This is a genomic window from Microbispora sp. H11081 (assembly GCF_012999535.1).
Classification (GTDB): Bacteria; Actinomycetota; Actinomycetes; order Streptosporangiales; family Streptosporangiaceae; genus Microbispora.
In genome coordinates, this window is sequence record NZ_JABBWV010000013.1 from 96,735 (window position 1) to 121,828 (window position 25,094).

Below are 25,094 nucleotides of genomic sequence, written 5' to 3' on the forward strand. Positions count from 1 at the left end.
ACCGAGGACGTGAGGGAACGGGGGCGGCGGTCAGCAGGTGCTCCATCGCACGGTGGCGGTGCCTTTGCCCTTCGGGCCGTGCAGTTCGACCGGCGCGGACACGGGCGAGGGTGCCCCGCACCAGTAGCGGACGCGCAGCGCGCGCACGGTGAGCACGGCGGTGTGCCCGGGCTTGAGCGTTCCACTGGACGGCTCGACCACGAGGCCGGGAGCCGATATCCGCCATTTCACGGGCTTTCCAGAGGTTGTCGAGAGGGTGAGTGTGCCTTGCCCGAACGCGTCGAGCGTGATGGCGGACGGCGGCTGGACACCCCAGGCCCCCATCAGGAAGCCTCCCGGGGGCACGGGGGTGTCCTGTCCGCCGGGCTTTGTGGCGCCGCCGGTCGCGTCCCCGGCTGCCTTGTCTCCGGTCGCGTCTCCGGCCGTCTTGTCGTCGCCGGGCTGCGCGGCGGCCGCGGTCACCGTGGCCTGCGGCGCGCCCGAGGCCGTGCCCGCCGTACTTGCCGCGTCACCGCCCGCCGCCGCGGCGCCTGCCGTGGGGCCGGCGGCCGTTCCCGCCCCCACTCCTGTGGGATCGGCGGAGGTCTGCGCGGCGTTCGCCTCCAGCGCGCCTTTCTGGGACGGGGGCGCGGGCGCGAAGAGGTTGATCCCCGTCACCGTTCCCGCCGCTCCCGCGACGACGACGATGATGATCCGCAGGGCGGTCGCACGTAACAGCGTGCCGACCCGAGCCAGCACCTGGACGATCCTGATCTGCGTGCCGGCGAGGGGCCTGCCGGACTCCGCCTCCCCCTGGGCGTCCGGGACATCGCCGACGACGACGCCGGTGCCGCCGATAGCGCCGCTGCCGTCCGCAGGGGCCGGGACGGCTTCGGCGGCTCGCGCCAGGGCCTCCCGCTCCCTGATCTGCGAGAGCAGCGCGTTGTAGAGAGGCGTGTCCTGCCCCGGCGGCAGTGCGGCGGCCGGACCCTGGGCCGGGTTCGCCATCCCGGCGTGCCCGGGCATCCCGGCCGCCTCCGGCGACCGGGGCAAACCCGCGGAACCCGCAGGGCCCGGGGACGGTGCGGGCCGGTGCGCGGCGCGTGACCTCGACGCCCTCGGCGGCCACGCGAGTCCGGGCTGGGTGTCCTCCTGCGAGATGGGCCGCACCGGACGCTCCGGCAACCCGAGCCCGGGGGGAGCGCCGGAAGGACGCGCGGTTCCCGGCTGCGGTGGCGGGACCGGGCTGCCGGGCCCCGCGTGCTCCCGGTCGTCCGTGCCGGCCCGGTCATGCCTGTCCGTCGTGTCGTCCCGCGACGGACGGCCGGGCTCCTCGCGGGGCACGGCCGTCGGCGGATCCGAGTCGGGCGAAGTCGTGGGGGTGCCCCGGGCGACCGTACGCGGTGGGGGGACGGACACCGGCGGCGACTCATGCCGCGCGGCCGGACCAGTGTTGCCAGGAGCACCGCGCACAGGGCCCGTGTGGACAGGGGCACTGTGCACAGGACCGGTGTTCACCGGAGCGGTGTTGACCGGAGCGGTGTTGACCGGGGCGGCGAGCGGCACACCGAACGACGAGGGAGGCCGGTGCGCCGACCGGTCGGCCCGGGCGGAACCCGCCCTGCCGAGCGCGTCCAGGATTCGCTGCCTGGTGTCGGCCGTGAGGTCCGCGACCGGAGGCCGGGAGAGGATCTGCGGCACGGTGTATCGGATGTTGATGGGCCGCTTGCACACCACGCAGGTCACGATGTGCCGGAGCAGGGTCGTACGCGCGGTCCCGAAATCGGCCGCCTCGGCGTGCTCGTCCGGGAAGACGTCGGCGGCCAGCGGACCGAGCTCCGGGCAGATCGGGCGGTTCCTGGCGAGCCCGTCCAGGCCGCTCACGAGAATCTCGACCACGTCCTGGGTGCGCGCGATGAGCCTGCCCGCCTCCTTGACCGGCAGGGCGAGCACGTAGACGAGATCACGCAGCGGGAGTTCGTGGCGGTAGAGCAGGCGCAGCGCCTCGGCGCCCAGGGAGTCCGCCAGGCTCCAGGCACGCCGTACCGCCCTGGGGTCGGGACCGCCGGAACCGGGCCCGGGCAGGAATCCCCGCCCCGGGCCGGTGGCGCACTCACGGCGCAGCGCGGAAAGCAGCAGGGCGCGGTCTGAAACGTTCCCGGGCCGTTCGCGGGCGGCGCACGACTCAAGCGCGGCGATCACCGCCGCGAGCATGGGGGCGGGCTCGAGGTGACAGGAGGCGTAGTCGACGAGGTGGGCGCCGTGCTCGTCCACCCATGCCATCCCCCTGCCGGGGTCGAGCGTCAAATCCCCGGCGGGCGGGCTCATGCGCACCGGAACCGGGTGAGGGCGGCTGCGTCATGTTCGGCCAGAGCATCACTGGAACATAGGCGTCCCACTTGCCTAACTGGAAATCTTGATGCATACCGATACATAGAACGAGATCTTAGACTGACTGCGATGTGTTGGGAAGGAAAAGAACCATAGAAATCGCGAGTTGAGGATAAGCCGCAAATAACACTGATATGGTCATCCGAAAGGCACCCAGTACAGGTGCCCGTTAACGCCTTCCCACCTGTCTGCAGAAGTCCCGGATTCCACCGCCTCGACCCCCCTCGGTGCGTAGCTGACCTGGCCTTTCATGCCGTTTCCGCCCATCGGGCGCATCCAGCGGCGCAAGGGTTACCACGCTCGTCTTTCCCCGGACATCCGATAGACACATCCGATGTGAATAGCTTTCATATCCATGGGGAATAACTAGCTTTCCGCACTATCCCGACATTACACCGTGCGTACGGCCGGTCTCGGGGTGGAGCAGCCCGGCCTCGGCGAAACGATCTCGCGATTTACCCGGGAGCCGCAACCGCCGGCCGGATCTGCCACGAAGGGGTACGCGTGGAGACCGTCGTCGTGCTGTTCAACCGGGACCTGCGAATTCACGATCATCCCGCGCTCTGCGAGGCGTCCGCCGTGGCCCGGCAGGTCGTTCCGCTGTTCGTGTTCGACGCCGCGATCGCGGCCAGGCACCGCCGCGACTTCCTCCACGCGTCGCTCGACGACCTGCGGTCGTCCCTGCGCTCGCTCGGCGGCGACCTCGTCGTACGGCACGGCGACCCGGTGGCCCAAGCCGTACGGGTGGCCGGGGAGGCGGGCGCGTCGGCGATCTGGGCGAGCGAGGACGTCAGCCCGCTGGCGCGACGCCGGGAACGGCGCCTCGCGGACGAGTGCCGGGCCCACCGGCTGGAGTTCCGCCTGTTCCCCGGCGTGACCGTGGTGCCTCCCGGCGCGCTGCGGCCCGCAGGCGGCAGCCACTACCGGGTCTTCACGCCCTACTGGCGGGCCTGGTCCGACACCGCGCGACGCCCCGTGCTCGGCGCGCCCCGGCGCCTGTGCCTGCCGCCCGGCGTCGATCCCGGCGCCCTGCCCGAGCCGCCCTCCTCGCCGTACGGGATCGTGCGGGGCGGGGAGAGCGAGGCACGGCGGCGGCTGGAGCGGTGGGTGGGCGAGGGCCTCGCCGCCTACGCCGAGACGCGTGACCGGATGGCGGGGCGCACCTCGATGCTCAGCGCCTATCTCCACTTCGGCTGCCTGTCGCCCCTGGAGGTGGTGGACCGATCCCGCGAACGGCCGGGCGGCGAGGAGTACGTCAGGCAGCTGTGCTGGCGCGACTTCCACTACCAGGTCGTGAACGCCTTCCCCGAGATGGGCCGGCGCGACTACCGGGCCAGGGACGTGGAGTGGCGGCGCGACGAGGAGGCCGAGGCCGCCTGGCGGGAGGGCCGCACCGGGGTCCCGATCGTGGACGCCGGCATGCGCCAGCTTCTCACCGAGGGCTGGATGCACAACCGCGTGCGCCTGGTGACCGGCTCCTACCTGACCAAGCGGCTCGGGATCGACTGGCGGGCCGGGCTGGAACACTTCGCCGAATGGCTGATCGACGGCGACATGCCGAACAACTGCGGCAACTGGCAGTGGGTCGCGGGGACGGGCAACGACACCCGGCCCTACCGCAAGCTCAACCCGCTGCGGCAGGCGCGGAAGTTCGACCCGGAGGGCGAGTACGTGCGGCACTACGTCCCCGAACTGGCGTCCCTGCCCCCCGACCTGGTCCACGAGCCGTGGAAGGCCCGCGGCGGGGTCCCCGGCTACCCCGCCGCGCCTCTCGGCGGTGAGCTCGAAGCCTGACCCCACGCCCCTCGGCGCGCGGAGGCGCTCAGAAGACCAGGACGAGCTTGCCCGTGGTGTGGCCGGACTCGATCAGCGTGTGCGCCCGCGCCACCTCCTCCACCGGAATCGCCTCCTGGATCCGCACCTTCAGGTCGCCCTTCTCCCACAACGCGGTCAACCGGCCGAGCCGGGCCGCCGAGCGCTCGGTGCCGAGCCGCTGGACGCCGATCCTGTCGGCGGCGGGCTGATAGGCGATCGTGCCCACGCGCGTGCGGTCGGCCACGAGCGCCGCCGAGACCTCCAGCGCCTCCACGGTCCCCGCCGCGTCGAGCGCGGCGTCCACGCCGCCCGGGGCCGCCGCCCGCACCCGCTCGGCCAGCCCCTCGCCGTACGCCACCGGGATCACGCCGAGGTCGCGCAGGTAGGCGTGGTTGCGCTCGCTCGCGGTGCCGACGACCGTCGCCCCGAGCGCCCTCGCGATCTGCACCGCGAACGTGCCGACCCCGCCGGCCGCCGCGTGCACGAGCACGGTGTCGCCCGCGCCGACGCGCAGCCTCTCCAGCGCGGTGTCGGCGGTCTGTCCCGACGCCGACAGCACGCCGGCCTCCGGCCACGGCATCGACGCGGGCTTCGGCACCACCTGGTCCGGCGGGACGACGACGTGCTCGGCGTACGACGCGAGCATCGCCCAGCCGACGACCTCGTCGCCGGCGGCGACACCGGTGACGCCCTCTCCGACGGCGTCGACCACGCCCGCGAACTCGTTGCCCAGCCGCTGCGGGAACGTCGCGGGCACAAAGGCGTGCGCTCCCCCGCCGCGGAACAGCGCGTCGAACGGCTGCACGCCCGCCGCCCTCACCCGGACCCTGATCGTCCCCGCCGGGGACTCGTCCGGCTCCACCTCGACGACCCGCAGCACCTCGGGGCCGCCGTACGCGGAGAACACGACCGTCCTGCTCATGGGTTTCTCCTCGTCATCGCGGCGAGCTGGCCGACGACCCACTCGCGGTATTCCTTCGACAGCGGATCGACGCCGGCGATCCCCTCGACCATCCGGGGCAGCGCGATGGGCGCGAAGGCCAGGGCGTAGGCGACCAGCAGGACGAACTCGGCGTCCAGCTCGCCGGTGATCTCGCCCTCCTCCTGGCGGCGGCGGGTCCGCTCTACGGCGTCGCGCAGCCGGGCCCGCTGCGCCCGCGCCCACTCGTCGTCGCTCTCGGCGGCCGGGCTGTCTCCAAGCGCCTGCCAGATCACCAGCCTGGACCAGTCCGGGTCGTCCAGCGTCGCGTCGAGGTGGTCCGCCACGCTCTCGGCGTACGTCGCGGCGGGCGGCGTCCTGGTCTCCTGCGCATGCGCCCACCTGCGGCGCAGCTCTTCGACGAGCCCCTGTTTGCCGCCGAAGTAGTAGGAGATGAGCTGCTGGTTGACTCCGGCCCTGGCCGCGATGGCGGCCGTCCTGGCCCCGGCGTAGCCCTTCGCGCCGAACTCCTCGACCGCCGCCGTGAGGATCCGCTCGCGGGTCTGTTCGGCCGCCTTCCCACGCTCCTGTGGTGCGCGCCGTCCTGGTGATGCCATGCGCCGCACCCTAGCCAATCAAGTAGTTGAATGACAAATGTCAATCAATCACATGATTATCATGGTGTCATGATCTTCACAGAGCGCGAGATCGCGTATCTCGACGACCAGCGGATCGGACGTCTCGCCACGCTCCAGCCCAACGGGACCCTCCAGGTCAGCCCGGTCGGTTTCCGCTACAACCGTGAACTGCGGGCGATCGACATCGGCGGGGGCGGCATGGCGGCCAGCCGCAAGTTCCGCAACGTGCTGGCCAACGGCAAGGTGGCGTTCGTGGTGGACGACGTCCTGTCCGCCGATCCCTGGCAGGTGCGCTGCCTGGAGATTCGCGGGTGGGGCGAGGCGATCGCAGAACCCGCCGACTCGGTGGCCCCGACGCCCGGTCCGATCATCCGCGTGCACCCGAAGCGGATCATCAGCTTCGGGGTCGACCCCGGCAACCCCGCCGCCGGCAAGCGCGACGTCCCCTCACGTTGACCGGCCGCTCACGTTGACCGGCCGCTCACGTTGACCGGCGGCGAACCTCGTCCACCCGCTCGGTGAGGCCCCTGCGGTCGAGGTGCTCCAGCAGCGGCACCGCGACCCGGCGGCTCGTGCCGAGCGCGCTCCTGGCCTCGCTGACCGTGAACGGCTGCGGCAGCCGGGCCAGCAGCGCCGCCGCCCGCGCATCGGCCCCGGCCGCGAGGACCACGCCGTCGGCCACGCGCAGCAGCGCCCCGGCGCGTACGGCGGCGGCGAGCTCGCGCGGCCCGAGCCCCAGCTCGGCCAGCCGCCCCGCCTCCGGCGCCCGGAACGGCGCCCGGGCCAGGTCGTCCAGCACGATCCGCACCGCGCGCGCGACCGGGGCGGGCAGCCCTTCGATCCCCGCCGGGACGCCGCCCGCCGTGGTGATCCGCCCGTCCGCCACCGTCAGCGGCGGCCGTACAAGCGCCGCCACGAGCACGCGGTCGGGCAGGCCGAGCTCGTGACGGGCGGCCTCCACCGGCATCCCCGGTTCCAGCGGGTGATCGGCGGCGTACCTCCGCACGACCTCAGGGAGCCGGGCCGACAGCGCCGACCAGTGATCGGGGTCGGCGTGCCAGCCCGCGGCCACCGGCCGTCCCCCCGGCGCGCAGCCCATCGCTAGCAGTTCGCCCTCGCGCAGCAGCAGATGCGTACGCAGGAGGGAGGCGGCGTCCGCCGACGAGCTCGTCAGCGCGTCCGCCCGCTCCCTGGCCGCACCCCGCCGACGCAGCTCCGGAGGCCGCACGTCGAGCACGGTCGCCCGCGCCACCACCCGCGGCTCGCCGTGCCCGCGGCCCGGGTCCCGCAGCAGCAGCGCGTCTCCCAGGTGCAGGGGAAGCGGCCTGGCCAGGCGCAGCCGGGCCGCCTCAGGGCCGAACGGGCGCACCTCGCACGGCACGGACGCCGAGCCGATGTGCGCGGTGAGCCGCGCGGGCAGCGGCCCGCGCGCGCCCACCGCCATCGTCACACGCACGTCGGCCAGATCCGTCGTCGTCCAGGCGCCGGGCGTGACGAGGGCGCGCCCGCGTCGCGGCTCGACCCGCCCGCGCAGGTTGAGCGCCACCCTCGCGACCCCGGTCACCGAGTCGACGTGCTCCTTCAGCGACTCCAGTGCGCGCACCCGCACCCGCTCGCCGTCCAGCTCCAGCTCGTCGCCGACCTCCACACGGCCCGCGGGCAGCGTGCCGGTCACGACGGTCCCGCTGCCGCGCACGCTGAACGCCCGGTCGATCCACAGCCGCACGGGGGCGTCCTGATCGGGTGCGGGCAGCGCCGCAACCAGCCGGTCGAGCGCGGTGCGCAGCCCGTCGAGGCCCTTGCCGGTGCGCCCGCTCACCGCCAGGGCCTCCACGTCGCCCAGCCCGGCCTCCGTCAGCCGGTCACGCGCGTCCATCAGCGCGGGCCCGGGGTCGGCGAGGTCCGCTCGCGTGACGGCCAGCAGGCCGTGCCGTACGCCGAGGGTGCGCAGCGCGACCAGATGCTCCTCCGACTGCGGCATCCACCCCTCGTCGGCCGCGACGACGAACAACACGGCGGGCACCGGGCCCACCCCAGCCAGCATCGTGCCGAGGAACCGCTCGTGGCCGGGCACGTCGACGAACGCCACCCGCTCCCCCGACGGCAGGGCCGTCCAGGCGTAGCCCAGCTCGATCGTGAGACCGCGCCGCCGCTCCTCCTCCAGCCGGTCGGGCTCCATCCCGGTCAGCGCACGCACCAGCGTCGACTTGCCGTGGTCGACGTGCCCCGCAGTGGCCACGACGTGCATTCATCCCTCCCCTGAGCCGGGGGCGGCGGGAGCTGGGGCCTTCAACGGGCCGCCTTCGACCCGGCCGCTTTGAGCACGGACGCGTTGAGCACGGCCGCCAGGATCTCGCCGTCCCGGTCCTGCGGCACGGCGCGCGGATCGAGCAGCAGACGGCCTCCCTCGACCCGGCCCACGACCGGCGGCTCACCCCGTCGCAGCGGCACGGCCAGCCACTCCGGCAGGCTCACGGCCATGCTCGGCAGGCGCACGCCAGGGGCCCCACCCCCGCCCACGGTCGCCTCCGTGGACACGGCCGCCGCGTCCACACCCGCCTGGCACATCGCCTTCGCCAGCGCCTCGGCCCGCTCGCCGAGAGTGATCGGGTCGGCGTGGAGAGCCTGCCGTACGGGGGGTTCGGGGCCGCGCAGCGTAGCTTCGAGCGCGGCCAGCGTCAGCTTGTCAACGCGCAGCGCCCGCGCGAGCGGGTGCCTCCTGAGCCGTTCGACCAGGTCGCGGCGGCCGAGCAGCAGGCCCGCCTGCGGGCCGCCGAGCAGCTTGTCGCCGCTCGCGGTGACCAGGTCGGCGCCGGCCCGCAGCATGCTCGTCGCGTCGGGCTCGTCGGGCAGCAGAGGATCGCGGTCGAGCAGGCCTGAGCCGATGTCGGCGACCACGGGCACACCCAGCCCGGTCAGCTCGGCCACCTCGACCGAGCCGGTGAAGCCCTCGACGCGGAAGTTCGACGGGTGGACCTTGAGCACGAACCCCGTCTGCGCCCCGATCGCGTCCCGGTAGTCGGCGAGGCTCGTACGGTTGGTCGTGCCCACCTCGCGCAGCCGAGCGCCGGTGGACACGAGCAGGTCGGGAATGCGGAACCCGTCGCCGATTTCGACCAGCTCACCCCTGCTGATCACGATCTCCCGGCCGGCGGCGAGCGCGGTGGCGGCCAGCACGAGGGCGGCCGCGTTGTTGTTGACCACGTGCACGCCCTCGGCGGCGGGCACCGCCCGCGCGAGCGCCTCGGCGGCCCCGCGTCCACGGCGTGCCCGAGCCCCGGTGTCCAGGTCGAACTCGACGTCCGTCGCCCCCGCCGCCACCGTCACCGCCTCGACCGCGGCCGGGGACAGCGGCGCACGGCCCAGGTTCGTGTGGAGCAGCACGCCCGTCATGTTGAGCACGGGACGCAGGCTCGTCGCGTGCCGCGGCAACGCCGCCAGCGCGACTTCCGCCACGTCGTCAGGCTCGATCTCGCCCTGCCGCACCCGCTGCTGCGCCCGCGCGACCGCGTCCTTGACCGCCGGGCGGCCGAGTCGCTCGATGGCGGCGGCCAGCCGGGGGTCCGCCAGCACGGTGTCCGTACGCGGCACCCGCCTCCGTGGATCCACACTTCAAATTACAGCGGTGCCCACGACCCGACCCCTCGACTGACGCACCGGTGACCGGCATTTCGCGGACTCCGCCACCATCGGCGCATCCGTCTGACCGCGCTCATTCGTCGTACTGATCGGACTCTCGCGGCTCGGCGAACAGGTCAGCGGAGGAGGTCGCGGTGGCGGCGCGTCGTACCCACTGGTCCAGCAGGCCCAGATCCGTGCAGGCCCTGATGAAAGCGCGGTCGGACTCGGAGACGGGAATGCGGCGCGCCTCCAGGATGGTCAGCACCGCCCTCGCCTCACCCTCCGCCCGGCCTCTTCTGCGACCTTCCTCACGGCCTTCTTCACGGCCTTCCGCACGGCCGACTTCGAGCCCCTTCCCGTAGTGCTGACGGGCGAAGGGGCTGTAGACCGGCCAAGTGGTGGTTTCCATGATTCTCTCCATGACTTGTCTGGCGGCCTGCGTGGCGAGTCGGTATGCGTACTCATAGTATTGCGGAGCGTATTCATCGGGTAGGCGTCGTAGTGCGGCCACGAACGCCTCCATCACCGGCGGCTGTTCGCCGTGAGCCATCACCGACAATGCGGCCAGTTCCGGATGGGCCGCCGCTTCCGCCGCGTCGGTGACAACCGGGATCTGATCCGGACCGATCACTTGGCAGGTCAGCGTATAGCCGGGCAGGCTGGTACGGATCGGTGTGGCCGCCCACTTGGCGGTACGGGCCTTCGGGCAGACCATCAACACGGTGATCGGGCAGGCCAACTGCAACCACAGTGCGGCGGCATATCGAGGCAACGCCTGCAACTTGCCCGGCTCCTCCCTCTGCTGAATCTCCACGACGATCGCGTGAAGGGGAGAATGCCGGGGACCGACCGTGATCACGACATCGGGTCGCAGGTCGACGGACGGGCGGTCGTTCAAGTCGTTGCTCGCGACCTGGACCGGAAGCCCGCCGGGCACGTCGACGCCGAGGTGGTCGCGCAGCATCTCCACGGCGAACTGCGGCCGGTGCCGGAACAGCATGTTGAGGGTGTCATGCAGGGGGGACGGCATGGCACCGTAGGTTATCAGCTGTTTACCTAGAGTAGTTGGCGTCACTGAATGCGTGGTCGGAGATTCGGTCGGATGCCCCGATGATTCCGGCCTGCCCGAGGTCGTGATCGTGATGGTGTGCGAATGCGGAGCGCCTGAGGATGTGGGGCCGGCCGATCCACTCGTCCGCTCCGCCCCGGTCAGCGGGGCTCCACCCGGCAGATCCACCGCGTATCTTCCGGCAGATTCACCACAGATCACTCGGCAGATCCACCACAACTACTTCGGCAGATCTACCACGGAGGCAGCGGCAGATCTACCACCGATCTGGCCACTCACCCTATTCTGAGCTGGTGGACGTCGATGAGCTCACGCTCTATCCCAGGCGTGTGGAAGTCATGGCACTAGAGGCACTGACGGACACTCGCGTAGTCGTGATCAACGGTGCCCGCCAGGTCGGCAAGAGCACTCTGGCGAAAGCGATCGTGCGACGCTCGCCCGGCGCTCGCGAGATCTATCTCGACGAAGCCGCCGTACGTTCGGCCGCGCGGAACGATCCGGACGGCGTCGTGCGCCACGACGGGCTTCTGCTCATCGACGAGATCCAACGCGTTCCCGAACTGCTTCTGTCGATCAAACGCGTGGTCGACGCGGATCCGCGGCCTGGACGCTTCCTACTAACGGGATCCGCCCGGCTTCTGGGCCTGCGAGACCTGCCGGACGCACTACCCGGCCGGTCGGAGACGATTGAGCTGTGGCCGCTCTCACAGGGCGAGATCGAGCGAAGCCCGGATGGTTTCGTCGACGCCGCCTTCCAGGAAGGGCCTGACCTCAACGTCCCGAGGACGCGCCTTCGTCGGGCCGACTACGTGGACCGTGCACTGAGAGGAGGCTATCCGGAAGCAGTCCACCGGCCGACTCACCGGAGGAGGGCCCGCTTCTTCGAGTCGTACATCTCGGATCTGATCAATCGTGATGTCAGACAGGTCTCCGACATCGAACGCCCCGCCGACATGCGTCGCCTGCTCAACGTCCTGTGCGGCCGGATGGGCGGCCTGGCTGTGATCGACAACATCGGCCGTGATCTGGGGCTGCCGCACACCACCACCAAGCGGTATGTCGATCTGCTCGAACTCGTATACGTGATCCGACGAATACCGGCGTGGTCCTCCAACGCCACCACTCGCGCGATCGCGACGCCGAAGCTGCTGGTAGTGGACTCCGGTCTCGGGGCTCATCTCGCAGGGCTCACTCCCGCCCGCGCCACGGACTTCACCGCCCCGGTCGGGCCTCTCCTGGAGAACTTCGCTCTCGGCGAGCTGGCCCGCCAACTCACCTGGACCGAGGAACCTGTCAGGCTCTACCACTACCGAGACCGCGATGGAGTGGAAGTCGACGGAGTGCTGGAGAGGGCATCCGGGGAGATCATCGGCATCGAGGTCAAGGCGGCGGAGACCGTTCGCGGCGAGGACTTTCGAGGGCTTCGGAAACTCGCTCGCAAGCTCGGCGACCGGCTGATCGCGGGATACGTCCTCTATGCGGGTCCGGAGGCGCTCCCCTTCGGGGATCGGATGCGGGCGCTTCCGATATCCGCGTTGTGGGAGGTGGGGCCGGAGGCCTGACGGGGGAAGGCGAAGGGTGAGCGGAGGTGGACGGGAATCGAACCCGCCAGGCCGAGGACCTCGGCCTCGTCGGTTTTGAAGACCGCGGGGGCCACCAGGCGCCCACACACCTCCGGGGAGAAACCTAGCCGCAACGGGGTAGTGATCTCCCGACGCCCCCGGTGCGGCGTGGCGGACGTACGACGGCACGGAGCGGAGCGGCATGACCGAGACGACGGAGCGGGCCGGGATCCGGCTGACCCAGCGGGCGCACGGAGGCGGCTGCGCCTGCAAGATTCCCCCGGGCGAGTTGGAGAGCATCGTGGCCGGGCTCGTGGCCCCCGACCCCTCGGCGTACGCGCACGAACTGGTCGTCGGGCTGGACGACGGCGACGACGCGGCCGTGGTCAGGATCGAGGGCGGCCGCGCGGTCGTCGCCACCGCGGACTTCTTCACCCCCGTCGTGGACGACCCCTACGACTGGGGACGCATCGCGGCCACCAACGCGCTGTCCGACGTGTACGCGGTGGGCGGCGAACCGGTCGTGGCGGTGAACCTGCTGGGCTGGCCCAGGGAGACGCTGTCCATGGACCTCGCCAGGGAGGTGCTGCGCGGCGGCCTCGACGTGGCGCGGGCGGCGGGCTGCCACGTCGCGGGCGGGCACAGCGTGGACGATCCGGAGCCGAAGTACGGCATGGCGGTCACCGGCCTGGCCGACCCGGAGCGGCTGCTGCGCATCGACGCGGGCCGGGCGGGGACGCCGATCTCCCTCACCAAACCGCTCGGCGTGGGCGTGCTCAACACGCGGCACAAGACGACCGGCGAAGTGTTCCCGCAGGCGGTCGAGGTGATGACGACGCTCAACCGGGACGCCTCGCGGGCGGCGCTGGCCGCCGGGGCACGCTGCGCGACCGATGTGACCGGCTTCGGCCTGCTCGGCCACCTTTACAAACTGGCCAGGGCGAGCGGCGTCACGGCGGTGGTCGACGTGGCGGCCGTGCCCTATCTGGAGGGCGCGCGGCAGGCCGTACGCGACGGGTTCGTCAGCGGCGGCACACGCCGCAACCTGGACTGGGTGCTCCCCCATCTCGACCAGGGCCGGTGCGCGGAGGAGGACCTGCTCCTGCTGGCCGACGCGCAGACCTCGGGCGGCCTACTGGTCGCCGGCGAGGTCCCCGGCGCGCCGATCGTCGGCGAACTCGTCCCGGCCGAGGCCACCGCGATCCGGCTCGCCTGAGATCCGGTACCGGCTTGGCGCGCGGTCCGGCTCGCCTGAGGCCCCGATTCGGGACTCCACCTTAGAACACTGCAAGATCACGAATCGCGTTTTCCCTGGTCAGCGAGATTTGGCGGCCCTGCGCTGCATGATCACGAAAGGTATCGACGCAGGTCAGCGGCCATCGCTGCGACAAACTACAAGATCACGCGGGGGGTGGGGGGCGTTGGGGGAGGACGGTGTACTTGGGGTCCTTGGCCGAGGCCCGGCCCGCCTCCAGCACGCCGAACCGGGTGCACAACGCTCCGGCCGTGATGGCGATCCCGGACAACGCCGTGAGGGTGCGACTGCGCCCGGCGACCGTGGCGAGCAGGCCGCCGCCGAGCGTGAGCGCGCGTGAGGCCCGCATGAGCCTGCCCGCCCTGCCGGTCCGGTACGGCTCGCCGACGAGACCGAGGCGGCGCTCCATCAGCCCGCCGGCGACGACCTCCGTCACGGCGCCCGCCACCGCCGCCGCGCGGGCGGGCCCGGCCTGCGCCCTGGGCGTGGTGAGCATGACGGCCGCGCCCGCCGAGGCGAGCGCGCTCCCCGCGAACAGGAAGGGCAGTTCGCGCAGCGCCTCGTGCCAGGCCGGAACCGCCGTGTCGGCCAGCAGGACGGCCGTGTACGTGGCCATCGCCACCCCGGTCAGGCCGCTCGCGAGCGTCGCGGCGTCGCCCACCCTGGGGAGGACCCCGGTCACCGCCGAGCCGACCGCCACCGAGGTCAGCCCGCCCTGCGCGGCCAGCGTCCAGGACCCGACGCTCATCGGCGAGGTGGGCTTGAACACCCGCATCATGTTGAGGAAGCGCATCGGCCTGCCCAGCTCGGCCACGAGGAACGCCGCGCCGACGGTCCCACCTGCGAAGGCGGCCGTCCTGGCGGCGAGTTCGAGCCGCTCGTGCCCGGCCAGCCGGGCGGCCGCCGCCATCGCCGACGCCGCGCCCGACATGCCGCCCAGATAGAGGTACGCCGGCATGTGGGGCTCGTGCCAGATGGGCGGCTTGAGGATCGGCTGGCCGTAGTACGACCGGAACTCGGCGTCCGGCACCATCTCGTGCCGGCGCCTCGGCATCAGGCCCTCCCCACAGAAACGATCACGGCTTCCTCCCGGCGAAGCACACGGCCACGCCCGCCGCGAGGGCGAGCGCCGCACCGCCCGCCCAGCGCCACATCGCGGGCAGGTCGCGAGTGGTCACCACCGGGTCCGGCGGCAGGCCGTACGTCTCCGGCTCGTCGAGCAGGAGGAAGAACGCGCCCGTGCCCCCTACCCCGTTGTCCGGGTCCTCGCCGTACAGCCTGGCCTCTGTCACGCCCTCGGCGTGCAGCCGCTCGACGCGGTCCCGCGCCCGCTCCCGCAGCTCGTCCAGCGGCCCGAACTGGATGGACTTCGTCGGGCACGCCTTCGCGCAGGCGGGCTCCATGCCGCCGCGCAGCCGGTCGTAGCAGAGCGTGCACTTCCACGCCCGGCCGTCGTCCTCCCTGCGGTCGATCACGCCGTACGGGCAGGCGGGCACGCAGTAGCCGCAGCCGTTGCAGACGTCGGACTGGACGACGACGGTGTCGAACTCGGTGCGGAACAACGCGCCGGTGGGGCAGACGTCGAGGCAGGCGGCGTGCGTGCAGTGCTTGCACACGTCCGACATCATCAGCCACCGGCCGTCCTGCTCGACGAACGCCACGTGCCGCCAGGTGCTCGCGCCGAGCGCGCCGGTGTTGTCATAGGACGTGGCCCGGAACACGAACCCGTCGTCGGGCACGTCGTTCCACTCCTTGCAGGCCACCTCGCAGGCCTTGCACCCGATGCAGACGGTCGTGTCGGTGAAGAAGCCCATCCGCTGCTCAGCCATCGCGATACCTCTCGATCAGGTCGAGCAGCGCCCGGCCGCGCGGGCGCCGCCCCGGCAGGACGTCGCAGGTGCCGGCCTTGCTCTCCTGGATGTAGACGTTCGGGTCGAGCACGATCGACGGGAGGTCGTTGACGACGTCCCCGGTGACGACCCCGCCGCTGCTGTATCCCCAGTGGTACGGCATGACGATCTGGTGCACGGTGCGTCCGTTCAACCGCAGCGGGCGCACCCGGCCGGTCACGAGCACCCGCAGTTCGATCGCGGTCCGCGCCGTGACGATCGTCGCCCAGCCGCCGTTCTCCAGCCCGATCTCCTCGGCCATCTCCCGTGACACCTCGCAGAATGCCTCCGGTTGCAGCTCGGCGAGGTACGGCAGGGGCCTGCTCATGGCGCCCGTCGTGTGGTGCTCGGTGAGCCTGCTGGTCGTGTAGACGTACGGGAACCTTGGCGAAAGCGCGGGGTTGTACGGGTTCTCCGGGCGGTCGACGGTGCGGCGGGCCGGGTTGGCCTGCTGCCCGTACAACGCGTTGCGCACCGGCGACTCGTGCGGCTCGTAGTGGGTGGGCAGCGGCCCGTCGGACAGACCGGACGGGACGTACAGCCAGCCCTTGCCGTCCGACTGCATGATGAACGGGTCGGTGCCGGCCAGCGCGGCCTGCGCCTTGGCGCCCTCGGGCGGCCGGTAGCCGGGATCCTTGTCCTCCTCGAAGTCCGGCACGTCGGGCCCGGTCCATTTGGTCCCGTCCCAGTAGACGTACTTCTTCCGCTCGCTCCACGGGCGGCCCTGCGGGTCGGCCGAGGCGCGGTTGTAGAGGATGCGGCGGTTGGCCGGCCACGCCCAGCCCCATTCGAGGGCGACGGGTCCCTGCTCCGTGTGCGGCGTGCGCCTGGCCGCCTGGTTGACCCCGTCGGCGTACACCCCGCAGTAGATCCAGCAGCCGCAGCTCGTCGAGCCGTCGGGCTTCAGCTCGCGCAGCGACCCCAGCGGACCGCCGTCGGCGGCCGTGCCGTTGATCTCGCGCAGCACGGCCTCCGCCGACGGCTCGCGCCGCTCGCCGATCTCCGGGTAGTCCCAGGTCAGCTCCGTCACCGGCCGGTCGACGTCGTCGTCGCCCTCGCCGAGCCGGCGTCTGATCCGCTTGCCGAGGTGGTAGTAGAACCACAGGTCGCTGCGGCAGTCGCCCGGCGGGTCGAGGGCCTTCTCCCGCCACTGCAACAGCCGCTGCGTGTTGGTGAAGGTGCCCTCCTTCTCCACGTGGCTCGCGGCCGGCAGGAAGAAGACCTCGGTGCCGATCTCCTCGGTCCGCAGCTCGCCCGTCTCGATCTCGGGCGCGTCCTTCCAGAACGTCGCGGTCTCCACCAGCATGAGGTCGCGGACCACCAGCCAGTCGAGGTTCGCCAGGCCGAGCCGCTGCGCCTTGCCGTTGGCCGAGCCGACCGCCGGGTTCTCGCCGATGACGAAGTAGCCCTTGACCACGCCGTCGATCTGGCCCATCACCGTCGCGTAGTGGCCGTGGTCGCCGGTCAGGCGCGGCAGGTAGTCGAAGCGGTAGTCGTTGTCCTCCGTCGCCGCGTCGCCCCACCACGCCTTGAGCAGGCTGACGACGTACGCGCGCCGGTTGCCCCACCAGCCGGTGTCGGCGCCCTCCTGTTCCAGATAGTGGTCGAGGCCGTCGTGCCGGTGGGCGTGCGGCATAGCGATGTATCCCGGCAGCAGGTTGAACAGCGTCGGGATGTCCGTGGAGCCCTGGATGCTCGCGTGGCCGCGCAGGGCCATGATGCCGCCGCCCGGCCTGCCCATGTTGCCCAGCAGCAACTGCAGGATCGCGGCGGCCCTGATGTACTGCACGCCGACCGAGTGCTGCGTCCAGCCCACCGAGTAGACCCACGCCGTGGTCCGCTCCCTGCCCGAGTTGGCGGTGACCGCCTCGGCCAGCTCACCGAACTGCTCCGGCGGGATGCCGCACAGCTCCTCGACCATCTCCGGCGTGTAGCGCGAGTAGTGCCTCTTGAGGATCTGGTACACGCACCGCGGGTCGGTCAGCGTCGGGTCGCTCGGCGGCGACGCGCTCGCGCCCGCGCCGCGCGCGCCGTAGGAGTCGGACCCCGCCGCCTCCGCGTGGTGTTCGCCGCCCTCGACCGGCTCCTCCTCCTCGGGCACGTCGCCCTCGTACGCCCAGGTCGACGGGTCGTACCTGCCGGTCTCCTCGTCGAAGCCGGAGAACAGGCCGTCGAGGTCCTCGGTGTCGCGGAAGTCCCTGTTCACCAGGGTCGCGGCGTTCGTGTACGCGAGGACGTACTCCCGGAAGTCGAGCCCGTTCGACAGCACGTAGTTGATCAGCGCGCCGAGCAGCACGATGTCGGTGCCGGCGCGGATCGCGACGTACCTGTCAACGGTCGCGCTGGTGCGGCTGAAGCGCGGGTCGATGTGGAAGACCTTCGCGCCGCGCTCGCGCGCCTCCATCACCCACTGGTACCCCACCGGATGGCACTCGGCCATGTTGGAGCCCTGGATGACGATGCAGTCAGCGTTGGCCAGGTCCTGCTGGTACTGCGTCGCGCCGCCACGCCCGAAGCTGGTCCCCAGACCGGGGACGGTGGAGGAGTGTCATATGCGCGCCTGGTTCTCGACCTGGATCGCGCCGAGGGCGGTGTAGAGCTTCTTCATCAGGTAGTTCTCTTCGTTGTCGAGCGTCGCCCCGCCCAGGCTGGCGATGCCCAGAGTCCTCCTGACCTCCTGCCCCTCGTGCGTCTGCTGCCAGGTCTCCCGCCGGGTCCGCACGACCCGGTCGGCGATCATGTCCATCGCGGTCTCGAGGTCGAGCGCCTCCCACTCGGTGCCGTACGGCCTGCGGTAGAGGACCTTCGTCTGGCGGCCGGGATGGGTGACGAGCTGCTTGCTGGCCGACCCCTTCGGGCACAGCCGCCCTCGGGAGATGGGCGAGCCGGGGTCGCCCTCGATCTGGGTGACCCTGCCGTCCTTGACGTAGACGAGCTGGCCGCAGCCCACCGCGCAGTAGGGGCAGACGGAACGCGCGACCGTGTCGGCGTCCTCCACCCGGGGCCGCAGGGCGTCCGTACGCGCCGAGCGCGCCGCCCGCCCTCTGCCGTCCTCTCCCATGAGCTGCCGGATCACCGGCCAGCGGGAGAGCCCTCCACCACCCACGGCGTCTGTCCTGCCCCTGCGCCGGCGGTCTAATCACGACCATCCGCCGGTGTCCGTCCTATGAGACCGCGCACCGGGTGCGGGAGATTTCGAGAGCTTGGGCTTCACGGGGTGTAGAGCCCGCAGGGCGGGCATTAAGGGCCTGATCCGCCACTCTTCGTGGGCGGCTCATGCCCGCGGGACCCACCCTCACACAGAGGACATCGATGAACGACCAGCCGCCCGAGTGGGCGAGGAACCTTGAGAAAGCGGCGATCGAGGCGGCCAGGGCCGTCGAGCGCGCCGGCCGGACCCTCGGCAAGGCGATGGAGCAGGCGGCGCGCACCTCCAAGGCCCAGGCGGCGATGGCGGCCGCCTACCAGGCGGACCTCGAAGGGCTGGAGAAGGTGCTCCGTGCCCTTCCCGCCGAGCACGTCAGGGACATCTCGGCGGCCGCGGCGGTGGTGACCGCGACCGCCGACCAGGTGCTCGCCCAGACGCCGAAGGACGACCGGTAGGGCCGCGCGGCCGGCAGGTGCTCTCCTGCCGCCGGGACCGGGGCGGCCGGCCCGCCGCGTGGCCGTCCTGCCGCAGGGCCTGTCCACCGCGTCCTGCCCGCCGCGGCGACTGTCTACAGGCTGTGGACAACCCCTGCCCTCGGGACACCGCCTGGGCGGGCTCGGGCGGCTTCCTCGCCGAGGGGGTCAGCGTCCCTGGGCGAGGTCGGCGCGCTTGACCGCGGCGGCCACCGAGACCCAGGCCATGGCGACGAGCACGCCGACGCAGAGGGTGAGGGAGCCCGCCCTGCCGCCGGACATGGCCCAGGCGTTGCCGAACAGCAGCGCCAGACCGGCGACGCGAGAGGCGACGGCGTGCCCGCCCCGCTTCGCGCGGGCGAAGTGGCGGCCGAGAACGAAGCAGGCCGCGATGAGCGCGGTGAAGGCCACCGAGCCCGCCACCATGTGCAGCATCGCGTGCCAGCTCATCCCGGCCGGGGCCCCGAGCGGGGTGCCCGCGGGGAAGCCGTCTCCCGGGTCCATGCCGAAGACCCCGGCCGCCGCGAGTCCCGCGCCCACGGCGAGCAGCAGCCGTGGCGCCCAGGTCCCTCCGGGGGCGCCTCGCATGGCCCTGCGCAGTCCGATCGCGCCTGCGACCGTCAGGACGGCGGTGATCCAGAAGTTGCCGATCTGGACCCAGCCGAGGTCACCGGTGCTCAGCATGCTCACCGGGTGACGGAGCAGGTCGAACCCCTCCCGGGTGAACGCCTGGGCCAGCGAGACGATCCCGAAGACGGGCGTGGCGAGCATGGCGCAGGTGAGCAGCGCACGCGTCGAACTCGCCGAGACCGGGGTGGGGTGCGCTGCGGACGGTGTCACGGACCGCCCTGCGGGGTGCCCAGCGGACTGCGCGGCGGACTGCGCGGCGGACGGTGTCACGGGCTGCGAGGTGGTCATGGCCGTTCCCTTCTTCGGTGTCCGGGTCTCGTCCCGGCTCTGGGGTGCCGGCCGGCGCTGCGTCCGGCCTCGCTTACGCGTCGAACAGGCCCCGCGCGCCTCGACCACCGGTGCCGTCGGGCCCCGCTCGTCCTCGCCCACCTGCGGCGCGAGCGGACCGTGCGCATTCCCTGTCACATGCGCATTCCCTGTCACATTACGACAGAAGCCCTGGTCACACGCGTCAGGATGGGAGCCGGTCGATCACGGCCCCGCCCGTACGACGTGTAGGTGACGGCGGGAACCGGCCACCGGCCCCGCCGGCCAGAGGATCAGGAAGAAGGAGAACGACCGATGCGGTTTCTGATGACCACCAAGGGCACCGACCCGAACCCGGACGCGGCGGTGATCGCCGAGATGGGCGCCTTCATCGAGGAGATGACCAAGGCCGGCGTGCTGCTGGCCACCGGCGGGCTGGAGCCGGGCGGCCTGCGGATGGTCTCCTCCGCCGGTGAGATCAGCGTGACCGACGGCCCCTTCACCGAGGCCAAGGAGGCGATCGTCAGCTTCGCCCTGATCGAGGCGCGGTCCCGCGAGGAGGCCGTGGAACTGGCCCGCCGCTTCTGGCGGATCGTGGGCGACGGCGAGGGCACGATCCAGCAGGTGTTCGGCCCCGAGGACGGCCCCCAGGACGGCCCTGGCCCCCGCTGACCAGCCCGCCAACGGGTTGCGCGCCGGACGGTCCGCTGCTGTCATCGACCGATGACGTCCCTGGACGCCCATCGCGTCGTGGACGCGGTCTGGAAGATGGAGTCCGCGCGGATAGTGGCCGGCCTCGTCCGGATGGTCGGCGACGTTGGCCTGGCGGAGGAACTGGCGCAGGACGCGGTGCTCGCCGCGCTGGAACAGTGGCCCGAGTCGGGCGTCCCGGACAACCCGGGCGCCTGGCTCATGGCCATCGCCAAACGGCGCGCCGTCGACCACCTGCGCCGTGAGGAGCGGCGCGACCGCGGGCGGGAGCGGCTCGCCCACGATCTCGTCACCCGCGGCGACGACGGCGACCGGGACGTGGACGACGTGCTCGGCGCCCTCGACGGGGAGGTGGGCGACGACGTCCTCCGCCTGATGTTCGTCTCCTGTCACCCGGTGCTGTCCACCGAGGCCCGGGTGGCGCTCACGCTGCGGCTGATCGGCGGCCTGCGGACGGACGAGATCGCGCGGGCCTTTCTCGTCTCCGAAAGCGCCGTCGCCCAGCGGATCGTACGGGCCAAGCGGGCGCTCGCGGACGCGCGCGTCCCCTTCGAGGTGCCGGTGGGGCCCGACCGTGCGGCCCGGCTGTCGTCGGTGCTCGAAGTGATCTACCTCGTGTTCAACGAGGGATACTCCGCCACGGCGGGCGACGACCTGATGCGGCCATCGCTGTGCCTGGAGGCGCTGCGCCTTGGCCGCGTCCTGGCCGACCTGACCCCGGACGAGGCCGAGGTGCACGGCCTGGTGGCGCTGATGGAGTTGCAGCAGTCGCGGTCGGCCGCGCGCACCGGCCCCGCCGGGGAGCCGATCGTGCTGCACGAGCAGAACCGGGGACGCTGGGACCCGCTGCTCATCCGGCGCGGCTTCGCGGCGCTGCTGCGGGCCCGGCAGGCCGGCGGCCCTCTCGGCCCATACGTGCTGCAGGCGGCCATCGCGGCCTGCCACGCGGGGGCCGCCACGCCGGAGGAGACCGACTGGACGCGGATCGCGGCGCTCTACGAGGCCCTCGCGACGGTGCTGCCCACGCCCGTCGTCCAGCTCAACCGGGCGGTCGCGCTCGCCATGGCCGACGGGCCGCGCGCCGGTCTCGCGCTGGTGGAGACGCTGACCGGGGAACCGGCGCTGAAGGGGTATCACCTGCTGCCCGCCGTACGCGGGGACCTGCTGGCCAGGCTCGGGCGGCACGGCGAGGCCCGCGCCGAGTTCGAACGCGCGGCGTCCCTCACCCGCAACGCCGCGGAACGGGCCGTTCTGCTGCGCCGCGCCGCGGCCTGCGCGGGGCAGGCGGCCGAGCCCGCGCGGGCCACGCGACTCCCCGAACCCTCTGCCGAGCCGCCACCGGCCGCCGGGCGAGCGGAGTCCGGGGAGCGCGTCACGCCAAGGACGGCCGCGCAGGGCGGGCGGGCTGGAGGAGGAGGGGCGGCGGACGCGGGCGTCACGCTCGGCGAGGCCGTGCGGCTCTTCCTCACCCGGGCCGGCCTGAGCGCAGGCACCGTCCGCTCCTACGACCAGACCCTGTCGCGGCTGTGCCGCCATCTCGGCGCGGACGTCCCGCTGCGGGACGTGGCCGCCCACCGGGTCGCCGAGGTCTTCGCCGCCGCCTGGGGCACGGCGGCGGGCGCGACCTGGAACCGGCACCGGGCGGCGCTGCGGTCGTTCGCCTCGTGGGCGGCCGAGCGCGGCTGGACGGCCCCCGGCCTCGCCGCGCCGCTCGACCGGCGGCCGGAACCGCGTTCCCGCACCCGCCCGATCGACCGGTCGCGGCTGAGGCTGCTGTGGGAGCGGCCGGGGATCGCGCTGCGCGAGCGCACGCTGTGGCTGTTGCTGTACGAGAGCGCGTCCCCGGCCGAATGGGCGCTCTCGCTCGACGTGGAGGACCTCGACCTGCCGGGCATGCGGGGCGAGGTGAGGGCCAGGGGGCACTGGCTGCGCTGGCAGTCGGGCACGGCCGCGCTCCTGCCCCTCCTCGTCGGGGACCGTCGCCGGGGTCCGCTGTTCCTCGCCGACCGCAGACCTGGGCCCGGCCGCATGCCGGCGGCGGCCGACCTGTGCCCGCACACGGGCCGGGGCCGCCTGTCGTACGAACGGGCGGAGTATCTGTTCAAACGGGCCACCGCGGACCTCGACCCGGAGGGCGGCGGCTACACGCTCCACCGCCTGCGCCACTCGCGCCTGGCCCATCTCGGTGAGGACGGCTGGTCGGCGCCGATGCTGATGTCCCTTTCCGGCCATGCCGACGCCCGGACCCTGCACGGGTTCGTCAGGGTCCCGCGACCTGCGGATACCGTTGCCTGAGCGGGGAGCGGCGCATGCTCGCCGAGGGCAGTGTGAAGACCTACGTGAGCACGATCATGGCCAAGCTCGGGGTGCCCAACCGGGTGCGGGCGGCGGTCATCGCCCACGAGGCGGGGCTGGCTGGCGGTCGGTAGTCAGCACCGTCGTCAGCACCGGCCGGCGCCGCATCGAGGAGATCAGTGTGGTCGCCGGGCCCCGCAGGGCCAGCAGGAACGCCGACGCCACCACCGCGCCGAGCAGCAGCCCGGCCACCACGTCGTGGGGATAGTGGACGCCGACGAAGACCCGCGAGAACGCCGCCAGCACCGCGAGCGCGGGCGCCACGATCCTCGCGCCGCGCCACAGCGCGACCAGCGCCGCCGCGGCCGCCGCGGCGAACGTCGCGTGGTTGCTCGGCAGCGACCAGTCGCCGTACGGCGGGCAGGACGCCACCGTGGCCACCCCGGTCAGGTCCCAGCAGGGGCGCCGCTGCTGCAGCAGGATCTTCACGCCCTCGCTCGTGACGTACGCCGCGACCACCGCGACCGGCGCGAGCAGCGCTAGCGCCATCCGGCGGTCGTCCTCCCGCCGCGCCCGCCACCAGCCGAAGACAAGGAAAGCGAAGAGGAGCACGAGGATGGCGTCCGTGCCGACCTCCGCCGCCTGGCGCACCCACTCCGGGGTGTGTCCTGCGAAGGCGGTGACCTCCCGGTACCACTCGACGCTGATCTCCGGGACGTCCTCGATCTCGGTGCCCACCGGTTCCCCTCCGTGCCGTGTTACGCCGGTCCGTCCGGCCCTAAGACCCTATGGGCCGGACGGTGGGCGCGGGCATTCGCGGAAAGTCGCCGACGCCCATTGACTTTCGTCAATGTGGCGCCGCGGGGGTCTCCTTCTTCGTCCCGGCCCTGACGGCCGCCTTCCTCCGGGTGAACCGCGCGTACACGAGGGCGGCGCCGCCGACCAGCAGCGGCCAGACGAGGTAGACCCCCGACGCGGCGACCAGCAGGACGACCGCCACGAGCGCGAGCAGGGCGGCGGCCCTGGCCCGGCCGCGCGGCAGCAGCCGGATGGCGGCCGCCACGCCGATCGCGTAGACCACCACGAACGACCCGTTGGTCATCAGCACCAGCGGACGGATGCCCGTCCCCGCGGCGTACACGACGGCGAGCGACACGAAGGACAGCACGGCGACCACTCCGAGGCTGCGCCGGGGCACCTCCCCCGCGACGCTGCCCCGCGAGAGCCACGGAGGCAGGGCCCCGTCGCGGCCGAGTGCCGCGCCGAGCTTCGCCGCCCCGGCCCAGTACGCGTTCATCGCGCCGAGCGTCAGCAGCAGCGCCGCCACTGCGGCGAGCAAGCGGGCGTTGCCGCCGAGGCCGAGCGCCAGCAGGTCGCCGAGGGGCGCCCGCGCCGACCCCGCGGCCGTCCCGAGCACGGCGACGGTGGCGAAGGCGACCGCCAGATACAGCACGCCGACCAGTACGACGGCGGCCCCCGCGGCCCTGGGCAGGTCCCTGGCGGGCCGGCGGAAGTCGGCGGCGAGGTGCGTGATCGCCTCCCAGCCGGCGAAGCTCCACACCAGCAGCGCGGCGGCGGGGGCGATGGCCGCCCAGCCGTGCGGGGCGAACGGCTTGAGGTTGGCCAGATCGGCGTGCGGGAGCGACAGCGCGACGGCGACGACGAGCAACGCGACGAGCAGCGCGGCCAGTCCGAGCTGGACGCGGCCGCTCACCCGGAGGCCGGAGGCGTTCGACACGGTGACGATCAGCATCAGCCCCGCCGCCGTCAGCGTCGCGGTGCCGGTTCCGCCGCCCACGGCCGCCGCGACGTACTCCGCGCCGAACAGCGCGGCGGCGGCGGCGCTCGGCGGTATCGCGAAGTAGAAGCACCAGCCGACGACGACGGCCGCCCGGTCCCCGAAGGCGAGGCGGGCGTAGGTCGACACGCCCCCGGAGTCGGGGTGGCGGGCGCCGAGCGCGGCGAACGCCGCGGCCAGCGGGGCGGACAGCACGACCAGGCCGAGCCAGGCCAGCAGTGACGCCGGCCCGGCCGCCTGGGCGGCGAGCGCGGGCAGGGCGATGACGCCGGTGCCGAGCACCGCGCCCACGTACATGGCGGTGCCCTGCACCGCCGTGAGGCGGCCCCCCGGGGCGGGACCGGGCGCGGGGCCGGGGGCGGGACCACCGGCGGAACCAGGGGCGGGGCCCGATGCGACGGCCGGTGGGGCGGCAGGGGTGACGCCGGATGTGACGCTCGTCGGAGCCATTCGCGTGCACCTTCCACTTGGGGGATCGTGACCGGTCACGGGGGTTCGTGGCCGGTCAGGGCGACGGCCGGCCGGATGGGGCCGGCCGTTAAGCACGGGGAACGGGGCCGGCGGCGGGCGGCCTGGACGCGCGCCCGCCGGACGC

At 72.8% G+C, this 25,094-nt stretch carries 18 protein-coding genes, 1 tRNA gene and 3 pseudogenes; 9 read left to right on the forward strand and 13 right to left on the reverse strand.

The window, feature by feature from the left end:
- Positions 1-30: 30 nt before the first annotated feature.
- Positions 31-2,307 carry a hypothetical protein gene (locus tag HHX31_RS26590; RefSeq protein WP_211590364.1) on the reverse strand — a complete coding sequence of 759 codons (2,277 nt, stop codon included), beginning with the start codon at positions 2,305-2,307 and terminating at the stop codon, positions 31-33.
- 567 nt (positions 2,308-2,874) lie between these two features.
- Between HHX31_RS26590 and HHX31_RS26595 the strand changes: the two genes are divergently transcribed.
- Complete coding sequence (locus HHX31_RS26595; RefSeq protein WP_169951289.1) at positions 2,875-4,164, forward strand: deoxyribodipyrimidine photo-lyase; 1,290 nt, start codon at positions 2,875-2,877, stop codon at positions 4,162-4,164.
- Between the two features lie 28 nt (positions 4,165-4,192).
- Here the strand turns inward: HHX31_RS26595 and HHX31_RS26600 are convergent, their stop codons facing one another.
- Together HHX31_RS26600 and HHX31_RS26605 are read right to left on the reverse strand one after the other, a co-directional pair.
- The gene (locus tag HHX31_RS26600; protein WP_169951291.1) at positions 4,193-5,107 is read right to left on the reverse strand and encodes an NADP-dependent oxidoreductase; all 915 of its coding nucleotides are present in this window, start codon (positions 5,105-5,107) and stop codon (positions 4,193-4,195) included.
- Positions 5,104-5,721, reverse strand: a complete 618-nt coding sequence (locus HHX31_RS26605) for a TetR/AcrR family transcriptional regulator (protein WP_169951293.1) — start codon at positions 5,719-5,721, stop codon at positions 5,104-5,106. Before HHX31_RS26605 ends, HHX31_RS26600 begins: the two co-directional genes overlap by 4 nt.
- Before the next feature lie 69 nt (positions 5,722-5,790).
- Between HHX31_RS26605 and HHX31_RS26610 the strand changes: the two genes are divergently transcribed.
- A complete protein-coding gene (locus tag HHX31_RS26610) occupies positions 5,791-6,198 on the forward strand; it encodes a PPOX class F420-dependent oxidoreductase (protein ID WP_169951295.1) in 408 nt (135 codons plus the stop codon).
- A gap of 25 nt (positions 6,199-6,223) precedes the next feature.
- On the opposite strand, the gene selB is transcribed toward HHX31_RS26610, so the two are convergent.
- The 3 genes from selB to HHX31_RS26625 form a co-directional block, all read right to left on the reverse strand.
- Complete coding sequence (selB, locus tag HHX31_RS26615) at positions 6,224-7,990, reverse strand: selenocysteine-specific translation elongation factor (RefSeq protein ID WP_169951297.1); 1,767 nt, start codon at positions 7,988-7,990, stop codon at positions 6,224-6,226.
- 41 nt (positions 7,991-8,031) lie between these two features.
- Positions 8,032-9,351, reverse strand: coding sequence for an L-seryl-tRNA(Sec) selenium transferase (selA, locus tag HHX31_RS26620; protein ID WP_169951298.1), 1,320 nt, complete (start codon positions 9,349-9,351; stop codon positions 8,032-8,034).
- Between the two features lie 103 nt (positions 9,352-9,454).
- Positions 9,455-10,393 (reverse strand): hypothetical protein, encoded by a 939-nt coding sequence (locus HHX31_RS26625; protein ID WP_249346648.1) that lies wholly within the window; start codon positions 10,391-10,393, stop codon positions 9,455-9,457.
- A gap of 377 nt (positions 10,394-10,770) precedes the next feature.
- On the opposite strand from HHX31_RS26625, the pseudogene HHX31_RS26630 reads away from it, so the two are divergent.
- Positions 10,771-11,808 (forward strand): annotated as a pseudogene (locus HHX31_RS26630) (ATP-binding protein); the annotation flags it as partial.
- Between the two features lie 206 nt (positions 11,809-12,014).
- Here the strand turns inward: HHX31_RS26630 and HHX31_RS26635 are convergent.
- A tRNA-Sec gene (locus HHX31_RS26635) sits at positions 12,015-12,108 on the reverse strand.
- Between the two features lie 88 nt (positions 12,109-12,196).
- Between HHX31_RS26635 and selD the strand changes: the two genes are divergently transcribed.
- Positions 12,197-13,210 (forward strand): selenide, water dikinase SelD, encoded by a 1,014-nt coding sequence (gene selD / locus HHX31_RS26640; RefSeq protein WP_169951300.1) that lies wholly within the window; start codon positions 12,197-12,199, stop codon positions 13,208-13,210.
- Between the two features lie 184 nt (positions 13,211-13,394).
- Here the strand turns inward: selD and nrfD are convergent, their stop codons facing one another.
- From nrfD to fdh, 3 genes are read right to left on the reverse strand one after another with little or no spacing between them, the layout of a single operon-like run.
- Positions 13,395-14,303, reverse strand: a complete 909-nt coding sequence (gene nrfD, locus HHX31_RS26645; RefSeq protein WP_249346650.1) for an NrfD/PsrC family molybdoenzyme membrane anchor subunit — start codon at positions 14,301-14,303, stop codon at positions 13,395-13,397.
- Positions 14,304-14,325: 22 nt separating this feature from the next.
- Complete coding sequence (locus HHX31_RS26650; protein ID WP_169951302.1) at positions 14,326-15,078, reverse strand: 4Fe-4S dicluster domain-containing protein; 753 nt, start codon at positions 15,076-15,078, stop codon at positions 14,326-14,328.
- Complete coding sequence (gene fdh, locus HHX31_RS26655) at positions 15,071-18,199, reverse strand: formate dehydrogenase (RefSeq protein WP_169951432.1); 3,129 nt, start codon at positions 18,197-18,199, stop codon at positions 15,071-15,073. The genes HHX31_RS26650 and fdh overlap by 8 nt, the downstream gene beginning before the upstream one ends.
- A 251-nt stretch (positions 18,200-18,450) precedes the next feature.
- Between fdh and HHX31_RS26660 the strand changes: the two genes are divergently transcribed.
- Complete coding sequence (locus tag HHX31_RS26660; RefSeq protein ID WP_169951304.1) at positions 18,451-18,741, forward strand: hypothetical protein; 291 nt, start codon at positions 18,451-18,453, stop codon at positions 18,739-18,741.
- Positions 18,742-18,927: 186 nt separating this feature from the next.
- Here HHX31_RS26660 and HHX31_RS26665 read toward each other — a convergent pair whose 3' ends face one another.
- On the reverse strand, positions 18,928-19,677 hold the full coding sequence (locus tag HHX31_RS26665) for a DUF998 domain-containing protein (protein WP_169951306.1): 750 nt from the start codon (positions 19,675-19,677) through the stop codon (positions 18,928-18,930).
- A 333-nt stretch (positions 19,678-20,010) separates the two neighbouring features.
- On the opposite strand from HHX31_RS26665, the gene HHX31_RS26670 reads away from it, so the two are divergent.
- The 4 genes and pseudogenes from HHX31_RS26670 to HHX31_RS26680 all read left to right on the forward strand — a co-directional run bounded on the left by HHX31_RS26670 (position 20,011) and on the right by HHX31_RS26680 (position 22,835).
- Complete coding sequence (locus HHX31_RS26670; protein ID WP_169951307.1) at positions 20,011-20,367, forward strand: YciI family protein; 357 nt, start codon at positions 20,011-20,013, stop codon at positions 20,365-20,367.
- Positions 20,368-20,418: 51 nt separating this feature from the next.
- Positions 20,419-21,681: pseudogene (locus HHX31_RS36035) on the forward strand (RNA polymerase sigma factor); the annotation flags it as partial.
- 210 nt (positions 21,682-21,891) lie between these two features.
- Positions 21,892-22,701 (forward strand): annotated as a pseudogene (locus HHX31_RS36040) (tyrosine-type recombinase/integrase); the annotation flags it as partial.
- Between the two features lie 14 nt (positions 22,702-22,715).
- A complete protein-coding gene (locus HHX31_RS26680) occupies positions 22,716-22,835 on the forward strand; it encodes a LuxR C-terminal-related transcriptional regulator (protein WP_169951311.1) in 120 nt (39 codons plus the stop codon).
- Here HHX31_RS26680 and HHX31_RS26685 read toward each other — a convergent pair.
- Together HHX31_RS26685 and HHX31_RS26690 are read right to left on the reverse strand one after the other, a co-directional pair.
- Positions 22,798-23,439, reverse strand: coding sequence for a phosphatase PAP2 family protein (locus tag HHX31_RS26685; RefSeq protein ID WP_311932252.1), 642 nt, complete (start codon positions 23,437-23,439; stop codon positions 22,798-22,800). The genes HHX31_RS26680 and HHX31_RS26685 overlap by 38 nt on opposite strands.
- Positions 23,440-23,548: 109 nt before the next feature.
- Positions 23,549-24,949 (reverse strand): APC family permease, encoded by a 1,401-nt coding sequence (locus HHX31_RS26690; RefSeq protein WP_169951313.1) that lies wholly within the window; start codon positions 24,947-24,949, stop codon positions 23,549-23,551.
- Positions 24,950-25,094 lie beyond the last annotated feature (145 nt).